The organism is Noviherbaspirillum humi (assembly GCF_900188095.1).
Taxonomy (GTDB): domain Bacteria; phylum Pseudomonadota; class Gammaproteobacteria; order Burkholderiales; family Burkholderiaceae_D; genus Noviherbaspirillum; species Noviherbaspirillum humi.
In genome coordinates this window covers 149,481-171,132 of the sequence record NZ_FZOT01000002.1, presented here as the reverse complement: position 1 = coordinate 171,132, position 21,652 = coordinate 149,481, and the positions used below count along the sequence as shown (strand labels likewise).

The 21,652-nt window shown below is 65.5% G+C and carries 19 protein-coding genes; 10 read left to right on the top strand and 9 right to left on the bottom strand.

From position 1 onward, the window contains the following. Positions 1–13 precede the first annotated feature (13 nt). From hrpA to dcd, 8 genes are all read left to right on the top strand, one after another. Complete coding sequence (gene hrpA / locus CHB88_RS04150) at positions 14–3,943, top strand: ATP-dependent RNA helicase HrpA (protein ID WP_089398041.1); 3,930 nt, start codon at positions 14–16, stop codon at positions 3,941–3,943. Positions 3,944–4,597: 654 nt separating this feature from the next. Next, positions 4,598–5,074, top strand: coding sequence for a 4Fe-4S dicluster domain-containing protein (locus tag CHB88_RS04145; RefSeq protein WP_089398040.1), 477 nt, complete (start codon positions 4,598–4,600; stop codon positions 5,072–5,074). Between the two features lie 22 nt (positions 5,075–5,096). Next, entirely contained in the window at positions 5,097–6,944 is a 1,848-nt protein-coding gene (locus tag CHB88_RS04140; RefSeq protein ID WP_089398039.1) for an aldehyde ferredoxin oxidoreductase family protein, read from the top strand. 84 nt (positions 6,945–7,028) lie between these two features. Next, on the top strand, positions 7,029–8,291 hold the full coding sequence (locus CHB88_RS04135) for an NAD(P)/FAD-dependent oxidoreductase (protein ID WP_089398038.1): 1,263 nt from the start codon (positions 7,029–7,031) through the stop codon (positions 8,289–8,291). Positions 8,292–8,397: 106 nt separating this feature from the next. After that, the gene (locus CHB88_RS04130; protein ID WP_089398478.1) at positions 8,398–8,649 is read left to right on the top strand and encodes a MoaD/ThiS family protein; all 252 of its coding nucleotides are present in this window, start codon (positions 8,398–8,400) and stop codon (positions 8,647–8,649) included. A 29-nt stretch (positions 8,650–8,678) separates the two neighbouring features. After that, complete coding sequence (locus CHB88_RS04125) at positions 8,679–8,990, top strand: hypothetical protein (RefSeq protein ID WP_089398037.1); 312 nt, start codon at positions 8,679–8,681, stop codon at positions 8,988–8,990. 168 nt (positions 8,991–9,158) lie between these two features. After that, entirely contained in the window at positions 9,159–10,451 is a 1,293-nt protein-coding gene (locus CHB88_RS04120; protein ID WP_089398036.1) for an NAD(P)/FAD-dependent oxidoreductase, read from the top strand. Between the two features lie 154 nt (positions 10,452–10,605). After that, positions 10,606–11,172, top strand: coding sequence for a dCTP deaminase (gene dcd / locus CHB88_RS04115; RefSeq protein WP_089398035.1), 567 nt, complete (start codon positions 10,606–10,608; stop codon positions 11,170–11,172). Here the strand turns inward: dcd and CHB88_RS25025 are convergent, their stop codons facing one another. Next, on the bottom strand, positions 11,173–11,328 hold the full coding sequence (locus tag CHB88_RS25025) for a hypothetical protein (RefSeq protein WP_176442304.1): 156 nt from the start codon (positions 11,326–11,328) through the stop codon (positions 11,173–11,175). Between the two features lie 73 nt (positions 11,329–11,401). On the opposite strand from CHB88_RS25025, the gene CHB88_RS04110 reads away from it, so the two are divergent. Both CHB88_RS04110 and CHB88_RS04105 read left to right on the top strand, forming a co-directional pair. After that, positions 11,402–12,103, top strand: a complete 702-nt coding sequence (locus CHB88_RS04110) for a hypothetical protein (protein ID WP_089398034.1) — start codon at positions 11,402–11,404, stop codon at positions 12,101–12,103. Between the two features lie 14 nt (positions 12,104–12,117). After that, entirely contained in the window at positions 12,118–13,311 is a 1,194-nt protein-coding gene (locus CHB88_RS04105; protein ID WP_089398033.1) for a hypothetical protein, read from the top strand. A 62-nt stretch (positions 13,312–13,373) separates the two neighbouring features. Here CHB88_RS04105 and dmeF read toward each other — a convergent pair whose 3' ends face one another. The 8 genes from dmeF to CHB88_RS04065 form a co-directional block, all read right to left on the bottom strand. Continuing rightward, positions 13,374–14,354 carry a CDF family Co(II)/Ni(II) efflux transporter DmeF gene (dmeF, locus tag CHB88_RS04100; RefSeq protein WP_425436057.1) on the bottom strand — a complete coding sequence of 327 codons (981 nt, stop codon included), beginning with the start codon at positions 14,352–14,354 and terminating at the stop codon, positions 13,374–13,376. 51 nt (positions 14,355–14,405) lie between these two features. After that, positions 14,406–16,655 carry an arginine/lysine/ornithine decarboxylase gene (locus CHB88_RS04095; protein ID WP_089398031.1) on the bottom strand — a complete coding sequence of 750 codons (2,250 nt, stop codon included), beginning with the start codon at positions 16,653–16,655 and terminating at the stop codon, positions 14,406–14,408. A 245-nt stretch (positions 16,656–16,900) separates the two neighbouring features. Beyond that, positions 16,901–17,476 (bottom strand): DUF4337 domain-containing protein, encoded by a 576-nt coding sequence (locus CHB88_RS04090; protein WP_089398030.1) that lies wholly within the window; start codon positions 17,474–17,476, stop codon positions 16,901–16,903. A gap of 2 nt (positions 17,477–17,478) precedes the next feature. Beyond that, positions 17,479–17,973, bottom strand: a complete 495-nt coding sequence (locus CHB88_RS04085) for a dihydrofolate reductase (protein WP_089398477.1) — start codon at positions 17,971–17,973, stop codon at positions 17,479–17,481. 88 nt (positions 17,974–18,061) lie between these two features. Next, a complete protein-coding gene (locus CHB88_RS04080) occupies positions 18,062–18,856 on the bottom strand; it encodes a thymidylate synthase (RefSeq protein WP_089398029.1) in 795 nt (264 codons plus the stop codon). Positions 18,857–18,918: 62 nt separating this feature from the next. After that, positions 18,919–19,428 (bottom strand): cytochrome b/b6 domain-containing protein, encoded by a 510-nt coding sequence (locus CHB88_RS04075; RefSeq protein ID WP_089398028.1) that lies wholly within the window; start codon positions 19,426–19,428, stop codon positions 18,919–18,921. Between the two features lie 25 nt (positions 19,429–19,453). Next, positions 19,454–19,720, bottom strand: coding sequence for a PepSY domain-containing protein (locus CHB88_RS04070; protein WP_089398027.1), 267 nt, complete (start codon positions 19,718–19,720; stop codon positions 19,454–19,456). Between the two features lie 144 nt (positions 19,721–19,864). Continuing rightward, positions 19,865–21,649 carry an ABC transporter transmembrane domain-containing protein gene (locus tag CHB88_RS04065; RefSeq protein ID WP_089398026.1) on the bottom strand — a complete coding sequence of 595 codons (1,785 nt, stop codon included), beginning with the start codon at positions 21,647–21,649 and terminating at the stop codon, positions 19,865–19,867. Positions 21,650–21,652 lie beyond the last annotated feature (3 nt).

The window sequence follows — 21,652 nt, the reverse complement described above, 5'->3', positions numbered from 1 at the left end:
AATTCGCCCCGATATGTCTGCATCCCAGCCTTCCAAAAAAACCGGCCGCCCGGACCGGCAAAACACAGCTACTCCCGCCCCGCCGCCCGAGCGCAACGCGCTGCCCCCGATAACCTTCCCGGAAGAGCTGCCGGTCTCGGGACGGCGCCGCGAGATCGCCGAGGCGCTGCGCAAGCATCAGGTGGTGATCGTCAGCGGCGAGACCGGTTCCGGCAAGACCACCCAGCTGCCGAAGATCTGCCTCGAACTCGGGCGCGGGCAGGCGGGCCTGATCGGCCATACCCAGCCGCGCCGCATCGCCGCGTCCTCCACCGCCAAGCGCATCGCCCAGGAACTCGGCACGCCGCTCGGCGAGAACGTCGGATTCAAGGTGCGCTTCACCGATACGTTGTCCAAGGGCGCCTCGGTGAAGCTCATGACCGACGGCATCCTGCTGGCGGAGACGCAGACCGATCCGCTGCTCAAGCAGTACGACACCATCATCATCGACGAGGCGCACGAGCGCAGCCTGAACATCGATTTCCTGCTTGGCTACCTCAAGGGCTTGCTGCCGCGCCGGCCGGACCTGAAGCTGATCATCACCTCGGCGACCATCGATGCCGATCGCTTCGCCCGCCATTTCGGCAGCGAGGACAAGCCCGCGCCGGTGATCGAAGTGTCGGGCCGCCTCTATCCGGTGGAGATACGCTACCGCCCGGTGGAGCAGGACCAGGCCGGCGAAGCGCGTGCCAATGCCGGCGGCAGCGGAAACAGCAAGCGCGAGCAGCGCGACCTGATGGAAGCGGTGGTCGATGCGGTCGATGAACTGGCCCGCCTCGGCTCCGGCGACGTGCTGGTGTTCCTGCCGGGCGAGCGCGAGATCCGCGACGCCGCCGAGGCGCTGCGCAAGCACCATCCGCCGCACGTCGAAATCCTGCCGCTGTTCGCGCGCCTGTCGGTGGCCGAGCAGGAGCGGGTGTTCAAGACCTCGAACGCGCGCCGCATCGTCCTGGCCACCAACGTCGCCGAGACTTCGCTCACCGTGCCCGGCATCCGCTTCGTCGTGGACACCGGCCTGGCGCGGGTGAAGCGCTACAGCTACCGCAACAAGGTGGAACAGCTGCAGATCGAGCCGGTCGCGCAGTCCGCCGCCAACCAGCGCGCCGGCCGCTGCGGCCGGGTCGCCGCCGGCGTCTGCATCCGGCTCTACGAGGAGGAGGACTTCCTCAAGCGGCCGCGCTTCACCGATCCGGAAATCCTGCGTTCCTCCCTCGCCGCCGTCATCCTGCGCATGAAGTCATTGCGCCTGACCGATGTCGAGACTTTCCCCTTCATCGAGCCGCCGCCGGGCCGGGCCATCGCCGACGGCTACCAGCTGCTGCAGGAACTGGGCGCGATCGACGACGACAATGTCCTCACGCCGACCGGCCGCCAGCTGGCCAAGCTGCCCCTCGATCCGCGCGTCGGCCGCATGATTTTGGCCGCCCGCGACCAGGCCTGCCTGAGCGAGATGCTGATCATCGCCTCGGCGCTGTCGGTGCAGGACCCGCGCGACCGGCCGCTGGAATCGCAGCAGGCGGCGGACCAGGCGCACAAGAAGTTCGCCGACGAGAAGTCGGAGTTCATCGCCTTCCTCAAGATCTGGAAATGGTTCGAGGACGCGATCGCGCACAAGAAGTCGAACCGCCAGCTGCAGGACAACTGCCGCGCCAATTTCCTGTCGCAGGTGCGCCTGCGCGAATGGCGCGACGTGCACTCCCAGCTGCTGACGCTGGTGAAGGAGCAGGGCTGGCGCCTGAACGAAGCGCCGGCCACCTATGAGCAGCTGCATGCGGCGCTGCTCACCGGCCTGCTCGGCAACATCGGCTTCAAGTCGGAGGACGACGGCATTTACCTCGGCGCGCGCGGCATCAAGTTCCACATCTGGCCCGGCTCCGCGCTGGCGAAGAAGGCCGGCCGCTGGATCATGGCGGCCGAACTGGTGGAAACCAGCCGGCTGTATGCCCGCACCGTGGCGCAGATCCAGCCGGAGTGGCTGGAGCGCATCGGCGGCCACCTGCTGAAGAAATCCTACGGCGAGCCGCGCTGGGAAAAGCGCGCCGCCCGCGTCACCGCCTATGAGCGGGCGACCTTGTACGGGCTGGTGGTCTACAGCCAGCGGCCGGTGAACTTTGGCAGCTTCAATCCCAAGGAGGCGCGCGACATCTTCATTCGCGACGCCCTGGTCGGCGGCGACTACGACACCCGGGCGCCGTTCTTCGCCCACAACCAGAAGCTGGTGCGCGAGATCGAGAACCTGGAGCACAAGTCGCGCCGCCTGGATGTGCTGGTGGACGAAGGACTGATCGCCGCCTTCTACGACAAGCTGGTGCCGGTCCACATCAACAACGGCCCGGCCTTCGAGAAGTGGCACAACGAAGCGGTGCGCGACAATCCCAAGCTGCTCTACCTGAACCGCGACGACCTGATGCGGCACGAAGCCGCCGGCGTCACCACAGACTTGTTCCCCAAGACGATGACGGTAGCCGGCGTCGCCATGGCGCTGACCTACCACTTCGAGCCGGGCAGCCCGCGCGACGGCGTCACGCTCACCGTGCCGCTCTATTCGCTAAACCAGGTATCGGCCGAGCGGGCCGAATGGCTGGTGCCCGGCATGATCAAGGAGAAGGTGCATCTGCTGCTGAAGTCGCTGCCGCAGAAATTGCGCCGGCATTGCGTGCCGCTGCCCGACTATGCGGCCGGCTTCAGCGAGCGCGCCGACTTCGGCCGCGGCAGCCTGATCGATGCGCTGATCGCCGATGTGCGGGAGCAGACCGGCGTGACGGTGAAGACCACCGACTTCAAGCTGGAGACGCTGCCCGCCCACCTGTTCATGAACTTCAAGGTGATCGACGAGCATGGCCGCCAGCTCGACATGGGCCGCAACCTGGCGGCGCTGCAGGCGGAGCTCGGCGGACAGGCGCGGCAAAGCTTCCAGCGCCTGGCGGAGACGGCGACGGTGACAGCGGCGGAGGGCGGCGATGGTGCGGCGCGCGATGCCGAGCCGGCCCCTGCCGCGAAGCCGGCACAGGGGACGAAAGGGGCGAAGGTTGCGGAATCGTCCGCCCCAACGGAACAGCAGAATCTCACCACCTGGTCCTTCGGCGAGCTGCCCGAGCTTCTTGAAATCACCCGCGGCAAGCAGACGCTGATCGGCTTCCCGGCGCTGGTGGACAAGGGCGCCCATTGCGACATCGAGGTGTTCGACGACCCGGCCGAAGCCGCCAGGGTGCACCGGCTCGGGCTGCGCCGGTTGTTCTCGCTGCAGGTAAAAGAGCAGCTGAAGTTCCTGGACAAGAACATCCCGGGCCTGCAGCAGATGGGCATGCAGTTCATGGCCCTCGGCACGCAGGAGGAATTGCGCGATCAGATCATCGGCGCCGGCATCGAGCGCGCCTTCCTGCAGGATCCGCTGCCGATCAATGCCGAGCAGTTCACCCGCCGCCGCGACGAGGGCAAGGCCCGGCTCAACCTGCTGGTGAACGAGATCGCGCGCCTGGTGGGGCAGATCCTCGCCGAGTATCATCCGCTGCCGAAGAAGCTGCAGGGCGCCAAGGGCCAGCCGCAGGCGGTGGCCGACATCGAGGCCCAGCTCAGGGTGCTGATCGGCAAGCGCTTCGTCGCCGACAACGAATACGAGCACCTGGTGCATTTTCCGCGTTACCTGAAGGCCATCCACATCCGCCTCGACAAGCTGCGCGCCGACCCGGCGCGCGACACCAGGCTGATGGCGGACTGGCAGTCCGCCGCCCAGCCGTGGCAGCGGGCGCAGAAAGGGCAGGGCGGCCGCGCCGATCCGCGCATGGCGGAGTACCGCTGGATGCTGGAAGAGCTGCGGGTCTCGCTGTTCGCGCAAGAGCTGCGCACGCCGATGCCGGTGTCCGTGAAGCGGCTGCAGAAGGTGTGGGAAGCGATGCAGAGGTAGTCGCGGGGCGTAGCAGGGAATTCGCGACGCATGCGTCGCGCCTGCGAAGCTGGTCAGGCTTGCAAGCCTGACCATAGGGAACCCCAAAGTCCAATTATGAATTCCAACCCCTTCAAGGGGAGGGTCAGGAGGTGGATGGGTTTCTTTCGCGGTTAAAAACGTTCTTTAGTCTCAGAAGAAACCCACCCTCACCCTCGCCCTCCCCCTGAGGGGGAGGGGATTTCTTTGCTGCGCAACCTCACCTCACGGGTGCGCTTGCAAGCGCACCCGGCTACGCAGGCGCGAAGCGATGCTTCGCGAAACCCCTGCAGCGCCCCTTGAAAATGAAGGGACGACGTAGTCAGGCCTTTTCTGACTCCGTCATGCCCCGTTGCGCCATTTTTACCACCTATAACCTCCTGCAACACCTATCGCCCAGCCCCCACGGCAAATCATTCTTGATCCCGCCACCGACCGTATCGCCTTCGGCCCGCCTTTCGCACGCCTGACCGCCTCCGCCCAGTTCCCCTCACCCGCATCGAACTTGATCCACCTCATGGTCTGCTTCCTGGACAGGCATACCGTGGCAGCAATATGAAAGACCGAACATAAGATAGTTCGGCGTACGTCCCACGGTCTTGTACTGCCCGGGAAACCCAGTTCGCAGGAGACGACATGCAAAAATCCCTACACATCAATCCCGACAAATGTACCGGCTGCCTGCAGTGCGAGATGGCCTGCAGCTACGAGCACTATGGGATGTTCAATCCCTCCAAGTCGGTGATCAAGGTCTTCGAATTCCACAACACCGGCAAGAAGGTCCCTTATACCTGCACCCAGTGCGCCGAAGCCTGGTGCCTGCATGCCTGCCCGGTGGATGCCATCAGGCTCGATGCCGCCACCGGCGCCAAGCTGGTGTTCCAGGATGTCTGCGTCGGCTGCAAGGTGTGCACCATCGCTTGTCCGTTCGGCACGGTGAACTACGTGCAGGACACCGGCAAGGTCCACAAGTGCGACCTGTGCGGCGGCGACCCTGCCTGTGCCTCGGCCTGCCCGACCGGCGCCATCACCTACGTCGACGCCGACTGGACCGGCCTGGACAAGATGCGGCAATGGGCCGCCAAGCTGGGCAATACCGAGGCCGCGGCTTAAACGGAACGACGAGGAGAATGAGATGGGATGGACTGGAAAAATCCTTCGCGTGGACCTGACCGCGGGAACCTGCAAATCCGAGCCGCTGAACATGCAATGGGCCAGGGAGTACATCGGCCAGCGCGGCCTCGCCACCAAATACTTCGTCAGCGAGGTCGATCCGAAGGTCGAGCCGCTGTCGCCCGAGAACAAGATCATCTGGGCCACCGGCCCGCTGACCGGCACCATGGCTTCCACCGGCGGCCGCTACTCCGTCATCACCAAGGGCGCGCTCACCGGCGCCATCGCCTGCTCCAACTCCGGCGGCTACTTCGGCGCAGAGCTGAAGTTCGCCGGCTGGGACATGATCATCTTCGAAGGCAAGGCCGCCAAGCCGGTCTACCTCTACATAGAAGATGAAAGAGCGGAGTTGCTGGATGCCTCCTGGCTGTGGGGCAAATCGGTGTGGGAGACCGAGCCGGCGATCAAGACGCACCACCAGGATCCGATGATCCGCGTTTCCACCATCGGCCGCGCCGGCGAGAGCGGCGTGCTGTATGCGGCGGTGGTGAACGATCTGCACCGCGCCGCCGGCCGCTCCGGCGTCGGCACCGTCATGGGCAGCAAGAACCTGAAGGCCATCGCCGTGCGCGGCACCCGGGGCGTGGGCAACATCCGCGATCCGCGCGCCTTCATGCAGGCCACCGTCGCCGCCAAGAAGGTGCTGGCCGACAATGCGGTGACCGGCCAGGGCCTGCCGAAGTTCGGCACCCAGGTGCTGATGAACGTCATCAACGAGATGGGCGCCTCGCCGACCCGCAACCACCGCGACGTCCAGTTCGAGGGCGCGAAGGACATCTCCGGCGAGAAGATGCATGAGCCGCGCCCGACCGACGGCAAGGCCAACCTAGTGACCAACCAGGCCTGCTTCGGCTGCACCATCGCCTGCGGCCGCATCTCCAAGATCGACGAGACCCACTACACCGTGCAGAACCGGCCGCAGTACTGGGGCGCCTCCGGCGGCCTGGAATACGAAGCGGCCTGGGCCCTGGGCAATGCCAACGGCGTCAACGACCTGGAAGCGCTGACTTACGCCAACTTCCTCTGCAACGAAGATGGCATGGACCCGATCTCCTTCGGCGCCACCGTCGGCGCGGTGATGGAGCTGTACGAGATGGGCGTGCTGACCAAGGAGCAGATCGGCATCGAAGCGCCGTTCGGCAGCGCCAAGGCCTTGACCTACCTGACCGAGATCACCGCCCGCGGCGAAGGCTTCGGCAAGGAGATCGGCCTGGGTTCCAAGCGCCTGTGCGCCAAGTACGGCCATCCGGAGCTGTCGATGAGCGTGAAGGGCCAGGAATTCCCGGCCTACGATTCGCGCGGCATCCAGGGCATGGGCCTGACCTACGCCACCTCCAACCGCGGCGCCTGCCATCTGCGCAGCTACACCGTGGCTTCCGAAGTGCTCGGCATCCCGGTGAAGACCGACCCGCTGGTCACCGACGGCAAGCCGGAACTGGTGAAGGCCTTCCAGGACGCGACGGCGGTGTTCGACTCGGCCGGCGTGTGCGTGTTCACCACCTTCGCCTGGACCATGGCCGACCTGCAGCCGCAGTTGCAGGCCGCCTGCGACGAATCCTTCACGATGGAACAACTGGGCCTGATCGGCGAGCGCATCTGGAACCTGGAGCGCGACTTCAACAATCGCGCCGGCTTTACCAGCAAGGACGACACCCTGCCGAAGCGGCTGCTGACCGAGCCGGCCAAGACCGGTCCGGCCAAGGGCATGGTCAACGGGCTCGACAAGATGCTGCCGGAGTATTACCGCATCCGCGGCTGGACAGAGGATGGCCAGTTGACCCCGGCGACGCGGGAACGCCTGTCCCTGTGAGAAAGGCGGCAGGCGGCGGGTCTCGCCTCGACACAGGCGCGGCCCGCCGCCGGCGACCATCAACGCTGCAGCAGGAAGACTCCGATGAGACATCTGATCATCGGCAATGGGCCTTCGGGCGTCATTGCCGCGGAAACCATCCGCAAGAACGCGCCGCATGACGAGATCGTGATGCTCGGCGACGAGCCCGAGCCGTCCTACTCGCGCATGGCGATTCCGTATCTCCTGGTCGGCAACATCGACGAGAGCGGCACCTACCTGCGCAAGAACGCGGGGCATTTCCAGCATCTGCGCATCGAGCAGCGCAGCGGCCGCGCTTCGAAAATCGACACCGCTGCCCGAAAGGTGACGCTGGAAGACGGCGGCACCATCGATTACGACCGCCTGCTGCTGGCCACCGGCTCGGTGCCGGTCAAGCCGCCGGTCGCCGGCATCGACCATGCGAACGTCCACCATTGCTGGACGCTGGAGGATGCGCGCAACATCATGAAGCTGGCCAAGCCGGGCGCCAGGGTGATCCAGATGGGCGCCGGCTTCATCGGCTGCATCATCATGGAAGCGCTGGCCATGCGCGGCATCGAACTCACCGTGGTCGAGATGGGCGACCGCATGGTGCCGCGCATGATGGGCGCGGGCGCCGGCAGCATGATCAAGCAGTGGTGCGAGAAGAAGGGCGTGAAGGTCTTCACCGGCACCAGCGTGCAGGCCATCGGGGACGGCATCGGCGCGCCGATGAAGGTCAGGCTGTCCAATGGCGAGGCGCTGGATGCCGACCTCGTCATCTCCGCCACCGGCGTCAAGCCCAACATCGGCTTCCTGCAGGGCAGCGGCATCGACATCGGCCGCGGCATCCTGGTGGATTCGGCGATGCAGACCAATGTGCCGGGCGTCTACGCCGCGGGCGACTGCGCCGAAGCCTTCGACTTCGCCAGCGGCAAGACGGTGGTGTCGGCGATCCAGCCCAACGCCGCGGACCAGGCCTATTGCGCCGGCATGAACATGGCCGGCAAGAACCTGCGCAAGTTCGACGTCACCACCATCAACGTGCTGGACACGCTGGGCCTGATCTCCACCTCATTTGGCTCCTGGGAAGGCGTGCCGAACGGCGAGAAGATCGAACTGGCGGATACCGGGAATTTCAAGTACCTGGAACTGGCTTTCGACGGCGACGTGCTGATCGGCTCCAATTCGGTCGGCCATACCGACCATGTGGGCGTGATGCGCGGCCTGATCCAGCAACGGGTCAAGCTCGGCGACTGGAAGCAGAAGCTGATCGAGGATCCGACCCGGCTGATGGAAGCCTACATCGCCTGCTCGCAGCAGCAGCATGCCTGGCAGCGAGCCTGAGACCGCTTGCGAACCAGGCCGGGACGGTTCGCAACGCGTTCCAGCTTCTGCCGGCAAGGGTAGAATGGCGCGGCCGATGCCGCGGGGTTCGCCTTTCCGACCGAACATGAAAATCACCTTCAAACTCTTCGCCACCCTGACCGATTACCTCCCGGCCGAGCGCCAGTACAACGCGGTCGAGCTGGAAGTCGATCCCGCCACCACCATCGGCAGCCTGGTCGCGCGTTTCAACCTGCCGGAGAAGCTGGTGCACCTGGTGCTGGTCAACGGCGTCTACGTCGCGCCCGAGGAACGCATGGCGCGCGCGCTGGTCGACGGCGATACGCTCGCGATCTGGCCGCCGGTCGCCGGAGGTTGACCCGTTTTGTTTCTCCCATCCGCCTTTCCATGCCCGATGCCGCCGATCCGTCAGGCGTGACCCAACTCAGCCGGGAAATGGGCTGCACCCGCGCCGAGTTCGAGCGCTGGCTGCCCGGCGCCATCCGCCATGCCGCCATCGAGTCCGCCGGCAACCTGCACCGGGTGAGCACCGGCGCGGGCATCGTCGAAATTCACCTCGACCTCCGGCCGCCGCGCCGCATCGCCAGCGTCGAATTGCCGGTGCTGGCGGTGACCTTCCGCTTCCTCGGCATGAGCGAAGCGGCGCGCCGGGATTTCCTCGCCTACTTCGACCACTACACCCGCCGCGGCGGCGGCTGAACAGGCTTCACCGCCCGAAGTTTGCGCCATCCGGCATGGCCCGCCGGCCGCGCTTGACGTTGTGCAAATTGCAACCACCCCTGCCGTCTATATTGGACCGGCGTGATCTTCATCGGGAGGAGCAATGTCGGAGTACCGGATTCAACGGCAGGAACGGGAGCGGGCGGCATGAGGCATTTGATACTCGGTACCGGGCCCGCCGGCATCACCGCCGCCGAAACCATACGCCAGCATGCGCCGGATGACGAGATCATCCTCGTCGGCGATGAACTGGAGCCGCCTTACGCGCGGGCGCGCCTGCCGCAATGGCTGAGCGGCGCCATCGGCGAGCAGGACCTTCGCCAGCGCACCCATCCCGACCATTTCCGCCGCCTCGGCATCCGCCTGCGCCTGGGCCGCGCCCGCCGCATCCAGACGCAAGCCAACAGCGTGCTGTTCGAGGATGGCGGCAAGCTGCCCTACGACCGCCTGCTGATCGCTACCGGCGCGCGTCCGGTGGCGCCGGTGATCACCGGCCTGCGTTCGCCGGGCGTGCATGCCTGCTGGACCATGCAGGATGCGCGCGACATCCTGGCCCGGCTGCGCCTGCGGCCGCGGGCCCGGGTGGTGCTGATCGGCGCCGGCTACATCGGCTGCGTGCTGATGCAGGCCCTGGCGGCGCGCGGCGTGGAACTGACGGTGGTGGAGAAGGGCATGCGCATGATGCCGCACCTGATCGGCGAGGGCGCCAGCCGCGTCGTCCGGCAATGGTGCCAGACCAAGGGCATCCGGGTCGTCACCGGCACCCGGGTGCGGGCCATCGCGGCCAGTTCCGACGGCACGCAGTTGCCGGTGCCGCCGTCTGCGCCGCTGGCGGCATGGCTCTCCAGCGGCGAGGTGGTGCAGGCGGACGTCATCATCCATGCCACCGGCCATGCGCCCAACACCGCGTTCCTGCAGGAGAGCGGCATCCGCTGCGCCAGCGGCATCCTGGTGGACGACCGCATGCAGACCAGCGTGCCGGGCATCTTCGCCGCCGGCGACTGCGCCGAGGTGTTCGACAGCGAACTGGGCCGCACGGTGATCTCCGCCATGCAATGGAATGCGGTGGAGCAGGCGCGCTGCGCCGGGCTCAACATGACCGGCCGCCACGCCACCCAGCACCGGGTGCGGCAGGTGGACATGATGGAACTGCTCGGCCTGCCGCTGGCCTCCTTCGGCCACTGGCGCGGCGTCTCGGGCGGGCAGTGGGTGGAAATGTCGGATGAGCGCAACTTCCGCTATCTGCGGCTGGAATTCGGCAAGGACGTGCTGGTCGGCTCGAATGCGGTCGGCCTGTCCGATCACGCCGGGGTGCTGCGCGAGCTGATCCAGCGCCGCATCGCGCTGGGCGAGTGGAAGGATCGTCTGCTGCACGACCCGAGCCTGCTGGCGGATGCTTACCGGGCCTGCACCGGGCAGCGGCAGTCGCACGCCCGCTGAGCCGTGCGGGCGGAGCGGTGTGGCGCGCAAGGTTAGAAGCGCCGGGGGAATTCGCGTACAATCGCAGCGCATCATGGGTTGACCAGAGGCAAGCACCGATCCGCAGTCCGGCGGGGCGCCGCAACCCCGAACCCCACCCGGAAAGCGCCACAACATGAGCATCAAATCCGACCGCTGGATCCGCCGCATGGCCCAGGAACACGGCATGATCGAACCCTTCGAGCCCAGCCAGGTCCGCGCCTCGGACGGCCAGAAGATCGTCAGCTACGGCACCTCGTCCTACGGCTACGATATCCGCTGCGCCAACGAATTCAAGATCTTCACCAACATCAACAGCACCATCGTCGATCCCAAGAACTTCGACGAGAAATCCTTCGTCGACTTCAAGGGCGATGTCTGCATCATCCCGCCCAACTCCTTCGCCCTGGCGCGCACCGTCGAGTATTTCCGCATTCCGCGCAACGTGCTCACCATCTGCCTCGGCAAGTCGACCTATGCGCGCTGCGGCATCATCGTCAACGTCACGCCCTTCGAGCCGGAATGGGAAGGTTATGTGACGCTGGAGTTCTCCAACACCACGCCGCTGCCGGCGAAGATCTATGCCGGCGAAGGCTGCGCCCAGGTTCTGTTCTTCGAGAGCGACGAAGTCTGTGAAATCTCCTACAAGGACCGCGGCGGCAAGTACCAGGGTCAGCATGGCGTGACCCTGCCCAAGACCTGATCATCCCGCGTTGAAAAACGTTCCGGCAGCCAGTCTGCCGAACCTCATCAAGCCCGCCCGGCCACCCGCGCGGGCTTTTTTCTTGGCCGCAGCGCAAGGCCAGAATGACAACGGTTTTTCCACACGGAAATTTCCTGCCGTTAGAATCGATTCCATGTCTTCCTCCATCAGTGCAGTTTCTCGTCCACGGATTCATCGATCATTTTGCTTTTATTGAATAGGAGATGTCATGGGAGCCTACAGGCCGAATACCCGCAACGCCACGCTGCCCTTGATCGCCGCGATCGTTGCCCTGCTGGGCGCCTGCAGCGGCGGTGGCGGCGCGGTCAGCCAGGCTGACACGCCCGCGGCCGGCTCGGGCAGCACGCTGTCGGGCACGGTGGCGGTCGGTGCCCCGATGCTCGATGCCACGATCACGGTCAGGGATGCCAACGGCCAGACCGCGACCGCCAGCGCGGCGGACGACGGCAGCTACGGCAACCTCCCGGTGGCGGGCATGACGCCGCCGTTCACGATCCAATCCTGCGGCCTGGTCGGCGCCAACTACACCTGCCTGTACTCCGTGGTGCAGGACGCGGGCACCGCCAATGTCACGCCGCTCACCCATGCCGCGCTGGCGCTGGCCGTGGGGCAAGACCCGTCGGTGCTGTTCGACGGCGCCGCTGCCTTGCCGTCTGCGGACAGCATCAAGGCCCAGGCGGCCAAGCTGAAGACGGCGCTCGGCGACCTGGCGAGCAAGGCCGGCATCGCCGATGCCGACTTCGCCACCACCGCCTTCAGCGCCGACCGCACCGGCATGGACAAGCTGCTGGATGCGGTCAGGTCAGCACCGAGCTCGACGGCGCCACCGGCAAGACCTTCGTCCAGCTCGAGGGGCGCATCGGCGCCGGCAGTGCCTACCTCGACCAGGACAGCGCCACCGGCGCGGTGACTGCCGATGCCGGAATGGATACCGACCTGCGCGGCATTTCCCGCGTCTTCGTCGGCGGGATGAACTACGCCATCGGCGCCTCCAGTCTCGAGACCTGCGTTTCGCGCATGGCGGGCGCCGGCATCTTCGACGACCAGTTCTCGCTCGACATCGGCGGCGGAGCGCTGAACAAGTCGACTGCGGCGGCCGCGTTCTGCCAGTTCGCGAGCATGAACAACCTGCTCGGCGGGAAGGTCATCGATCCGGTGCTGCGCGACTGCGATTTCTCCACCGATCCGAGCGCCAAGACTTGCGAGGTCGGCTTTTCCATGGTCAAGGGCAGCCAGGCCTTCGAGGGCGCGGAACTCGCCGTGGTGCTGCGGCCGGGCGCCGACTGGAAGCTGCTCGGACGGTCGTCGCCGTATGAGATCCATATCGGCTCGGCGGTGCAGCGCACCGTGCGCCTCGATCTGCCGGGCGTCGATCCGGCATCGACCGCCACCTATACCCGGGCGCTGACCTTCGACATCGCCGGCAGCGACGGCAACAGCAGCACCGGCATCCGGGCCGCCAAGGTCTTCCAGCGCAATCTCGACAACTCCGGCTGGGAAGCCACGCCGCTGGTCAGCCTGACGCTGAGCGATGCCTGCATCACCCAGGCGGCGCAAGCCAGCGAGAAGCCGCGCCTGGCCGTCACCGGTTCCTCCTGCGGGGCGTCCTGGCTATCGCTCGGCGACAACGGGGCCGATGCTCAGGCCGGCGACAGCCTGATCGACAACTTCTATCGCCGCGGCCGCAAGGTGAAGATCGAGCTGTACAACAACGTGGCGGCCACCGGCACGCCGGTGTCGGTGATCAAGCGCGTCGACGGCGTGCCGCCGAAATTCGCGGCGCTGCCATCTTTCCCTTGGCTGGAACTGGAAAGCAAGACGAAACAGGCCCTGGTGAAGTACAGCGGCGAAACCGCCGTGTTCAGCGCCAGCTGGGCGCGCAATGGCGCGGTGTCCGGCAAGGACGTGACCTTCTGCACCAGTTCTAACTGCTCGGGCATGGGAAGGGCAGCGCACGACGAGATCCTGGTTGGCCAGCGCAGCATCGACCTGACGCTGAGCAGCACGCCGACCGGCGCTTCCAGCTACAAGCAGATCAGCCTGTACGGCCGCACCCGGGAAGACGTGGGCGTGTCGTCGAACTATGTCAGCTGCGGCGGCGCGACGATGTGCAACTAGGCTGATGCGCCAATGCCGGCCATATCGGCGGTGCGGCCGCGCATGCCGGTTGCGGCCGGTGTTCAGGCGGCGTGGTGGATTTCGATCGTCGAATGCACGATTTCGGGATGCACCGACAGCAGTTCATGCATGCGCGCGGGCGTCAGGCCAGCGTCGTCGGTGATCAGGCTGAGGGCGCAGGCAAAGGATTGCTTGCCAACCCGCCAGACATGCAGGTCGTCGATGCGCAGGCTGCGCCCCGTGGCTGCATCGGCCACCACCTCGCGTATCTCGTCGACGATGGGATGGTCCATTTCCCGGTCAAGCAGGATCTTGCCGGTGTCGGCGATCAGGTTGCGGGCCCAGGCCGCCACCAGCACCGCGCCGGCGATGCCCATCAGCGGGTCCAGCCAGGCCCAGCCATACAGCCAGCCGCCGGCCAGCGCCACGATGGCCAGCACCGAGGTGGCGGCGTCGGTGATGACGTGGACGTAGGCCGCCTTCAGGTTCAGGTCGTGATGATGGCCGTGCTGCTCATGGCGGTGATGCTCGTCATGCCCATGGTGATGGCCATGGTGATGACCATGTTCGTGTCCGTGATCATGGGCGCCGCCGAGGATGAAGGCGCACACCACGTTCACCGCCAGGCCGATGGCGGCCACGATCATCGCTTCTTCGTAGTGGATCGCTTCCGGGGCCAGCAGCCGCTCGATGGACCCGAACACCATCAGGCCGGCGATCCCGAGCAGGAACACCGCGCTGGTGAAGCCGGCCAGGATCTCCATCTTCCAGGTGCCGAAGGCGAAGCGCGGATCATGCGCATAGCGCCGCGCCGCGCCATAGGCGAAGGCGGAGAGGCCGATGGCGAGCGCATGGGAACTCATGTGCCAGCCGTCGGCCAGCAGCGCCATGGAGTTGAACCACCAGCCGGCGCCGATCTCCACCACCATCATGGCGGCAGTGATCCACATCACCAGGCGCGTGCCGCGCTCGGCCTTGCGGCTGGTTTCGTGGAAGGTATGGCGCCGGGAACAGACGCCGTGCATCTCTTCAGTGGTTTTCATCTTTGACAGGGAGTGATGGAATGCGGCATGGCCGCATGCCGCATTCCATCCTTACTTCACGCAGTCGACGTAGTAGCCGCGCTTGCCGTCCACCACCTGGGTCACGAGGCCATGCACATCGGTCTCGAAGCCGGGGAACTTCTCGTTGAAGTCGCGCGCGAACTTGAGGTAATCGACGATGGTCTTGTTGAAGCGCTCGCCCGGGATCAGCAGCGGAATGCCCGGCGGGTAGGGCGTCAGCAGGATGGCGGTGACCCGGCCTTCCAGTTCGTCGATGGAGACGCGCTCGATCTCGCGGTGGGCCATCTTGGCGAAGGCATCGGACGGCTTCATCGCCGGCTGCATGTCGGACAGGTACATCTCGGTGGTCAGGCGCGCCACGTCGTAGGCCTTGTACATGTCGTGGATGCTGTGGCACAGGTCGCGCAGGCCGATGCGCTCGTAGCGCGGATTGGCGGCGGCGAACTCCGGCAGGATGCGCCACATCGGCTGGTTCTTGTCGAAGTCGTCCTTGAACTGCTGCAGCGCCGTCAGCAGGGTGTTCCAGCGGCCCTTGGTGATGCCGATGGTGAACATGATGAAGAAGGAATACAGGCCGGCCTTCTCCACGATGACGCCATGCTCGGCGAGATAGCGGGTGACGATGGACGCCGGAATGCCGGTGTCGCCGAACTTGCCGTCGAGCGACAGGCCGGGCGTGACCACGGTGGCCTTGATCGGGTCCAGCATGTTGAAGCCGCGCGCCAGCTTGCCGAAGCCATGCCAGTCATCCTCGGCGTTGATCATCCAGTCTTCCTGGCTGCCGATGCCGTTCTCGGACGTGACGTCCGGGCCCCAGACCTGGAACCACCAGTCCTGGCCCCATTCCTGGTCCACCTTCTTCATCGCGCGGCGGAAGTCGAGCGCCTCCAGGATGCTTTCCTCCACCAGCGCGGTGCCGCCCGGCGGTTCCATCATCGCGGCCGCCACGTCGAGCGACGCCATGATCGAATACTGCGGCGAGGTCGAGGTGTGCATCAGGTAGGCTTCGTTGAACATGTCCTGGTCCAGCTTCACCGTCTCGGATTCCCGCACCAGGATCTGCGATGCCTGCGACAGGCCGGCCAGCAGCTTGTGGGTGGACTGGGTGGAGAAGATCATCGACTGCTTGGCGCGCGGACGGTCCTTGCCGATGGCGTGCATGTTGCGATAGAAGTCGTGGAAGGTGGCGTGCGGCAGCCAGGCTTCGTCGAAGTGCAGGGTGTCGATCTCGCCGTCCAGCATCTGCTTCAGCGTCTCGACGTTGTACAGCACGCCGTCATAGGTGGACTGGGTGATGGTGAGGATGCGCGGCTTCTTGTTCTTGGCTTCGCGGGCGAAGGGGTTGGCCTCGATTTTCTTCATGATGTTTTCCATCTTGAACTCTTCCAGCGGGATCGGGCCGATGATGCCGAGGTGGTTCCGGGTCGGCATCAGGAAGACCGGGATGGCGCCGGTCATGATGATGGAGTGCAGGATGGACTTGTGGCAGTTGCGGTCCACCACGACGATGTCGCCGGGGCCGACGGTGGAGTGCCACACCATCTTGTTCGAGGTCGAAGTGCCGTTGGTGACGAAGTAGCAATGGTCGGCATTGAAGATGCGCGCCGCATTGCGCTCCGAGGCGGCCACCGGACCGGTATGGTCGAGCAGCTGGCCGAGTTCCTCCACCGCGTTGCAGACGTCGGCGCGCAGCATGTTCTCGCCGAAGAACTGGTGGAACATCTGGCCCACCGGCGACTTCAGGAAGGCGACGCCGCCGGAGTGGCCGGGGCAGTGCCAGGAGTAGGAACCGTCCTGCGCATAGTGCACCAGGGCGCGGAAGAAGGGCGGCGCCAGGCCGTCGAGATAAGACTTGGCCTCGCGGATGATGTGGCGCGCCACGAACTCCGGCGTATCCTCGAACATGTGGATGAAGCCATGCAGCTCGCGCAGGATGTCGTTCGGGATGTGGCGCGAGGTGCGGGTCTCGCCGTAGATGTAGATCGGGATGTCGGCGTTCTTGTGGCGGATCTCGCCGACGAAGGCGCGCAGCGACTTCAGCGCCGTGTCGACTTCCTCGTCCGAGCCGCCGCCGAATTCTTCGTCGTCGATGGACAGGATGAAGGCCGAGGCGCGCGACTGCTGCTGGGCGAACTGGGACAGGTCGCCGTAGCTGGTGACGCCCAGCACTTCCATGCCTTCCTTCTCGATCGCATCGGCGAGCGCGCGGATGCCGAGGCCCGAGGTGTTCTCGGAGCGGAAGTCTTCATCGATGATGACGATGGGGAAGCGAAATTTCATCAGGGTCTCCAGTGAGAACGGGTGACGCGGTGCTGCGGGTGCGACCGGAAAATGCGGCTGGCCCGGCGCGCCATAGCGGGCGCGCGGCCGGCGTCAGAAAGGCAAAAGCGGGATTTTCGCAGATATGGGGAAACTTGGGGGATTCGGCGTATCTGCGGATTCGGATGAGCCGGCAGGGCTTTCCTGTCGGCTTGGAGTGGCGCCGCCGCCAGGAATTCCTGGCGGCGGGCGGTCCGGGGGAATGGTCAGATGTGCAGCCAGGCCAGCGCGCCGAGGGCGAAGCCGACGGCAGCCACGCCGTAGGCGGAGAATTGCAGCCACTTCTTGCGGGTGAGGAGGGCGATCGCGGCGAGGGAAATGGCGATCTGCTCCGCCGTCATCGCCTGCGCCCATCGATGGTGTTGGTGGATCTGCTCGTCCGACTGCTTGTCCCAGTCGAGCGATACCGCTTCCAGCTTCTCGGCATCCACCTTGATGTCATTCTTCTCCTGCTTGTAGCGCTCCACCTCGGCCTTGTACTTGTTCACGTCGACGCCGGGCAGGGCCATGGCCAGCTCGGCCAGGTTCTGCTTGCTCGACTTGGCCTGGTAATAGTTCCACTGGTTGGAGGCTTCGGTCTTCTTGATGGCTGAGTTGTTCTTGTACAGGGCGGCGTTGTTCTGGGTCGCGCCGGCCTGGTAGCCGAAGATGGCGCCGACGGTAGCCAGCACCGCCGTCATCACCGCGATGCGGCTGGCGAAGGAATCGGCGCCCCCATGAGACGCGGCATGCTCGACTTCATGATCATGCGGGCCGTGAACGTGAAAACCGTGACCGGACATGCTTACTCCTCGACTCTTTCATAAGTGACAAATGCATAGTCGAAACCATGCTCGGCGGAATGATACCCTTCGCGCGCCACTTCCTTCCACTGTTTCCAGTCGATGGTCGGCAGGAAAACATCGCAGTCGAAGCGCTTGCCGATCTCGGTGAGCTCCAGCCGTTGCGCAAGGGGCAAGGTCTTCTCGAAGATCTGCGCGCCGCCGATGACATACGCCTGCAATCCGTCCACCAGGGCCAGCGCCGCCTCGATCGAGTTCACCGCCTCCACCTTGTCGTGCTGCCATGCCGCGTCGCGGGTGATGACGATGTTGCGCCGGTTAGGCAAGGGCCGGCCGATGGAATCGAAGGTCTTGCGGCCCATGATGATGGGATGGCCGGTGGTGAGCTGCTTGAAGCGGGCCAGGTCGGCCGGCAAATGCCAGGGCAGCTGGTTGTTGATGCCGATGCCGCCGGCGCTGTCGGCCGCGACGATGAGGGTGAGCTTGGGATCGGACATGATGGTCATCCCGCGGCGGCGGGAGTGGGACGGATGATGGGAAAGGCGAAAGGGCGGCGGCATGCGCCGGCCGCCCGCGAACCGGAACTTATACCGCCACCGGCGCCTTGATGGCGGGATGGCATTCGTAGCCGACGATCTCGAAATCCTCGAAGCGGTAATCGAAGAGGGAGTCCGGCTTGCGCTTGATGACCAGCTGCGGCAGCGGGAAGGGCTTGCGCGACAGCTGTTCGCGCACCTGTTCCATGTGGTTGGAGTAGAGGTGGCAGTCGCCGCCGGTCCAGATGAATTCGCCGACGTCCAGGCCGGTCTGCTGCGCCACCATGTGCGTCAGCAGGGCGTAGGAGGCGATGTTGAACGGCACGCCGAGGAAGATGTCGGCGCTGCGCTGGTAGAGCTGGCAGGACAGCTTGCCGTCGGCGACATAGAACTGGAAGAAGGCATGGCAGGGCGGCAGCTTCATCTGCGGAATGTCGGCCACGTTCCAGGCGGAGACGATCAGCCGGCGCGAATCGGGATTCTTGCGGATCTGGTCCACCACCTGGGCGATCTGGTCGATGTGCTGGCCGTTCGGCGCCGGCCAGGAGCGCCACTGGTAGCCGTAGATGGGGCCGAGATTGCCCTCGGCATCGGCCCATTCATCCCAGATCGAGACGCCGTTGTCCTTCAGGTACTTGATGTTGGTGGAGCCGGCCAGGAACCAGATCAGCTCATGGATGATGGATTTCAGGTGCAGCTTCTTGGTGGTGACCAGCGGGAAGCCTTCCTGCAGGTCGAAGCGCATCTGGTAGCCGAACACCGAGCGGGTGCCGGTGCCGGTGCGATCGGTTTTTTCGGTGCCGTGTTCGTAGACATGGCGCATGAAATCGAGGTATTGACGCATGGGGATCCGCAATCCGTGAAGGTTGCCCGTATTTTACCGGCAAGCGGATTGTCGGGGAGAATTCAGGAGGGACGTTTTTTGCCGGTCAGCATGGCCTTCGGCAGGTTTTCGCGGTGCCGGATGCTGACGAAGATGACGGAAGCCACATGCAAGCCGATGCAGGCCAGCAGCCCGTAGCCGATGACTTCATGGAGAATCTCCAGCCATTCATCGCCCCAGAAGGCATCCAGGCCCATCATCCAGCCGCTGATGCCGAGCGCCAGGATCAGCAGCCAGAGCAGCACCGCCATGCAGGCGCCGGCCGGATTGATGCCGAGGAAGCGGGGGGCGCGTCCGGCGCGGCTGGCGGCGAAGTAGGCGCGCAGGCCGGCGATACCTGGCCACCAGCGGGAAAAGCGGGCATGGCCGCGGCTGAAACGGCCCCAGGCGAGGCGGGTGAGTACCAGCGTCGCCGTCGCATAGCCGGCATAGCGGTGCCAGGTTGAGCCACCCTCGTTCAGGAAATTGAACGCCACGAGCGCGGCCACGCCCCAATGGATGAGGCGGACCAGCCTGTCCCAGACCAGCACCATGGCAAGCGCTCTCCGATGCTTGCGCTTATTTCTCGACTTCGGCCTTCACCACGTCCAGGGTTTTGGTGTCGAAATAGATTTCCACTTTCTTGCCTTCCTTGTTATGGCCGTAGATTTCATAGCAATTGCCGTCGACCTTGAACTTGCGGATCTTGTAGCCTTCGGCTTCCAGCTTGGCCTTGGCGTCCTCTTGCTTCATCCATTCGGACTTCGGATGGGCGGCGCACTTGGCGGCGGCGAAGGCGGAGCCGGACAGGGCGATCAACAGGGAGGCAAGCAGGACATTGCGCATGGATTTCCTCTTTCGTGAGTGAAGGGTTGATGGAATGAATTCAGCAAATTGCAAGAAAACTCAGTATATGCAAACGAGAATTATTTGCAAATAGAGTTTTGCGGAACCCATTCTTCCGTTAACCCGAAGCATCGGGCGCAAGTATCAGCCCAAGCCGAATTGCAGGGCCGCCAGGCTGGCATAGAGGCCGCCATGGGCGACCAGCTCAGCATGGCTGCCGCTTTTCACGATGCGGCCATGCTCCATCACGATGATGCGGTCGGCACGCTGGATGGTCGCCAGGCGGTGGGCGATGACGAGCGTGGTGCGGCCGGCCATGGCCCGCTCCAGCGCTCCCTGCACCAGGCGCTCCGATTCGGCGTCGAGCGCGCTGGTGGCTTCGTCCAGCAGCAGCAGGGGCGGGTTTTTCAGCAGGGCGCGGGCGATGGCGATACGTTGGCGCTGTCCCCCGGACAGGCGCACGCCGCGCTCGCCGAGAAAGGAGCGGTAGCCTTCCGGCAAGCGCTCGATGAACTCGTGCGCCGCCGCCATCTTCGCCGCCGCGACCACTTCCTCGTCGTTCGCCTCCGGCCGGCCGTAGCGGATGTTGTCCAGGGCATTGGCGGAGAAGATCACCGTGTCCTGCGGCACGATGCTGATGGCGCCGCGCAGGTCGTGCAGGGCGAGCCGGCGGATGTCGATGCCGTCGATGGCGATGCCGCCCTGCTGGGGGTCGTAGAAGCGCAGCAGCAACTGGAACAGGGTGGTCTTGCCGGCGCCCGAGGGACCGACCACCGCCACCGTCTCGCCCGGCCTTGCTTCCAGGTTCAGGTGGGACAGCGAATTCTGCTGCGGCCGCGAGGGATAGTGGAAGCAGACGTCGCTCAGGCTCAGCGCCGCGCCATTGCCCCGGCGCGCCGGCGGCGCAAGCGGCGCGGCCGGCGGCTGCACCGGCGAGCTCAGCGCCAGCAGTTCGAGCAGGCGTTCCGCCGCGCCGGCGGCGCGCTGGGCATCGCCCATCACTTCCGACAGCGCGCCGATGGCGCCGGCGACGAGCGTGGCATACAGGATGAACTGGCCCAGCTCGCCGGGGGTCATGCTCTTGTCCATCACCGCATGCGCGCCCAGCCACAGCCCGAACACGATGGCGCCGAACACCAGCAGGATCGCCGTCACCGTCAGCAGCGAACGGGCGCGGATGCGACGCATCGCGGTGTCGAAAGCCTGTTCCACGGTATCGCCGAAGCGCCGCGCCTCCCGCACTTCCTGGGTATAGGCCTGCACCGTCGGCATGGCGTTGAGGATCTCGCCCGCCAGGGCGGAGGCATCGGCCACCCGGTCCTGCGACTCGCGCGAGAGCTTGCGCACGCGGCGCCCGAAAATCACGATGGGCAGGATCAGCACCAGCAGCATGACGAGGATGATGGCCGACAGGCGCGGGCTGGTGACGAACAGCATCGTCAGGCCGCCGGCGAACAGCAGCGAATTGCGCAGGCCCATGGAGATGCTAGTGCCGACCAGGGTCTGGATCAGGGTGGTGTCGGTGGTCAGGCGTGACAGCACCTCCCCGGTCTGGCTGGTTTCGAAGAATTCCGGGCTCTGCGTCACCACGTGCGAATACACCGCCCGGCGCAGGTCGGCGGTGACGCGTTCGCCCAGCCACGACACCATGTAGAAGCGGGCGGCGGTGGCGACTGCCAGCACGCAGGCGAGCGCGAACAGGCCGATGAAGTAGGCGTCGATGTGGGCCGTCTTGCCGCTCTCGATGGTGTTGAAGCCGACATCCACCAGGCGCCGGAAGGCGTAGGGCATGGCCAGGGTGGCGCCGGCCGCCACCACCAGCGCGAAGCCGGCCAGCAGGAAGCGCTTGCGGTAAGGTGCCATGAAGGGCAGCAGGCCCTCGAGCGTGGCGAGGCTGCCCTTCGGGCGGAGCTGGCTGGATGGCGTCATGAG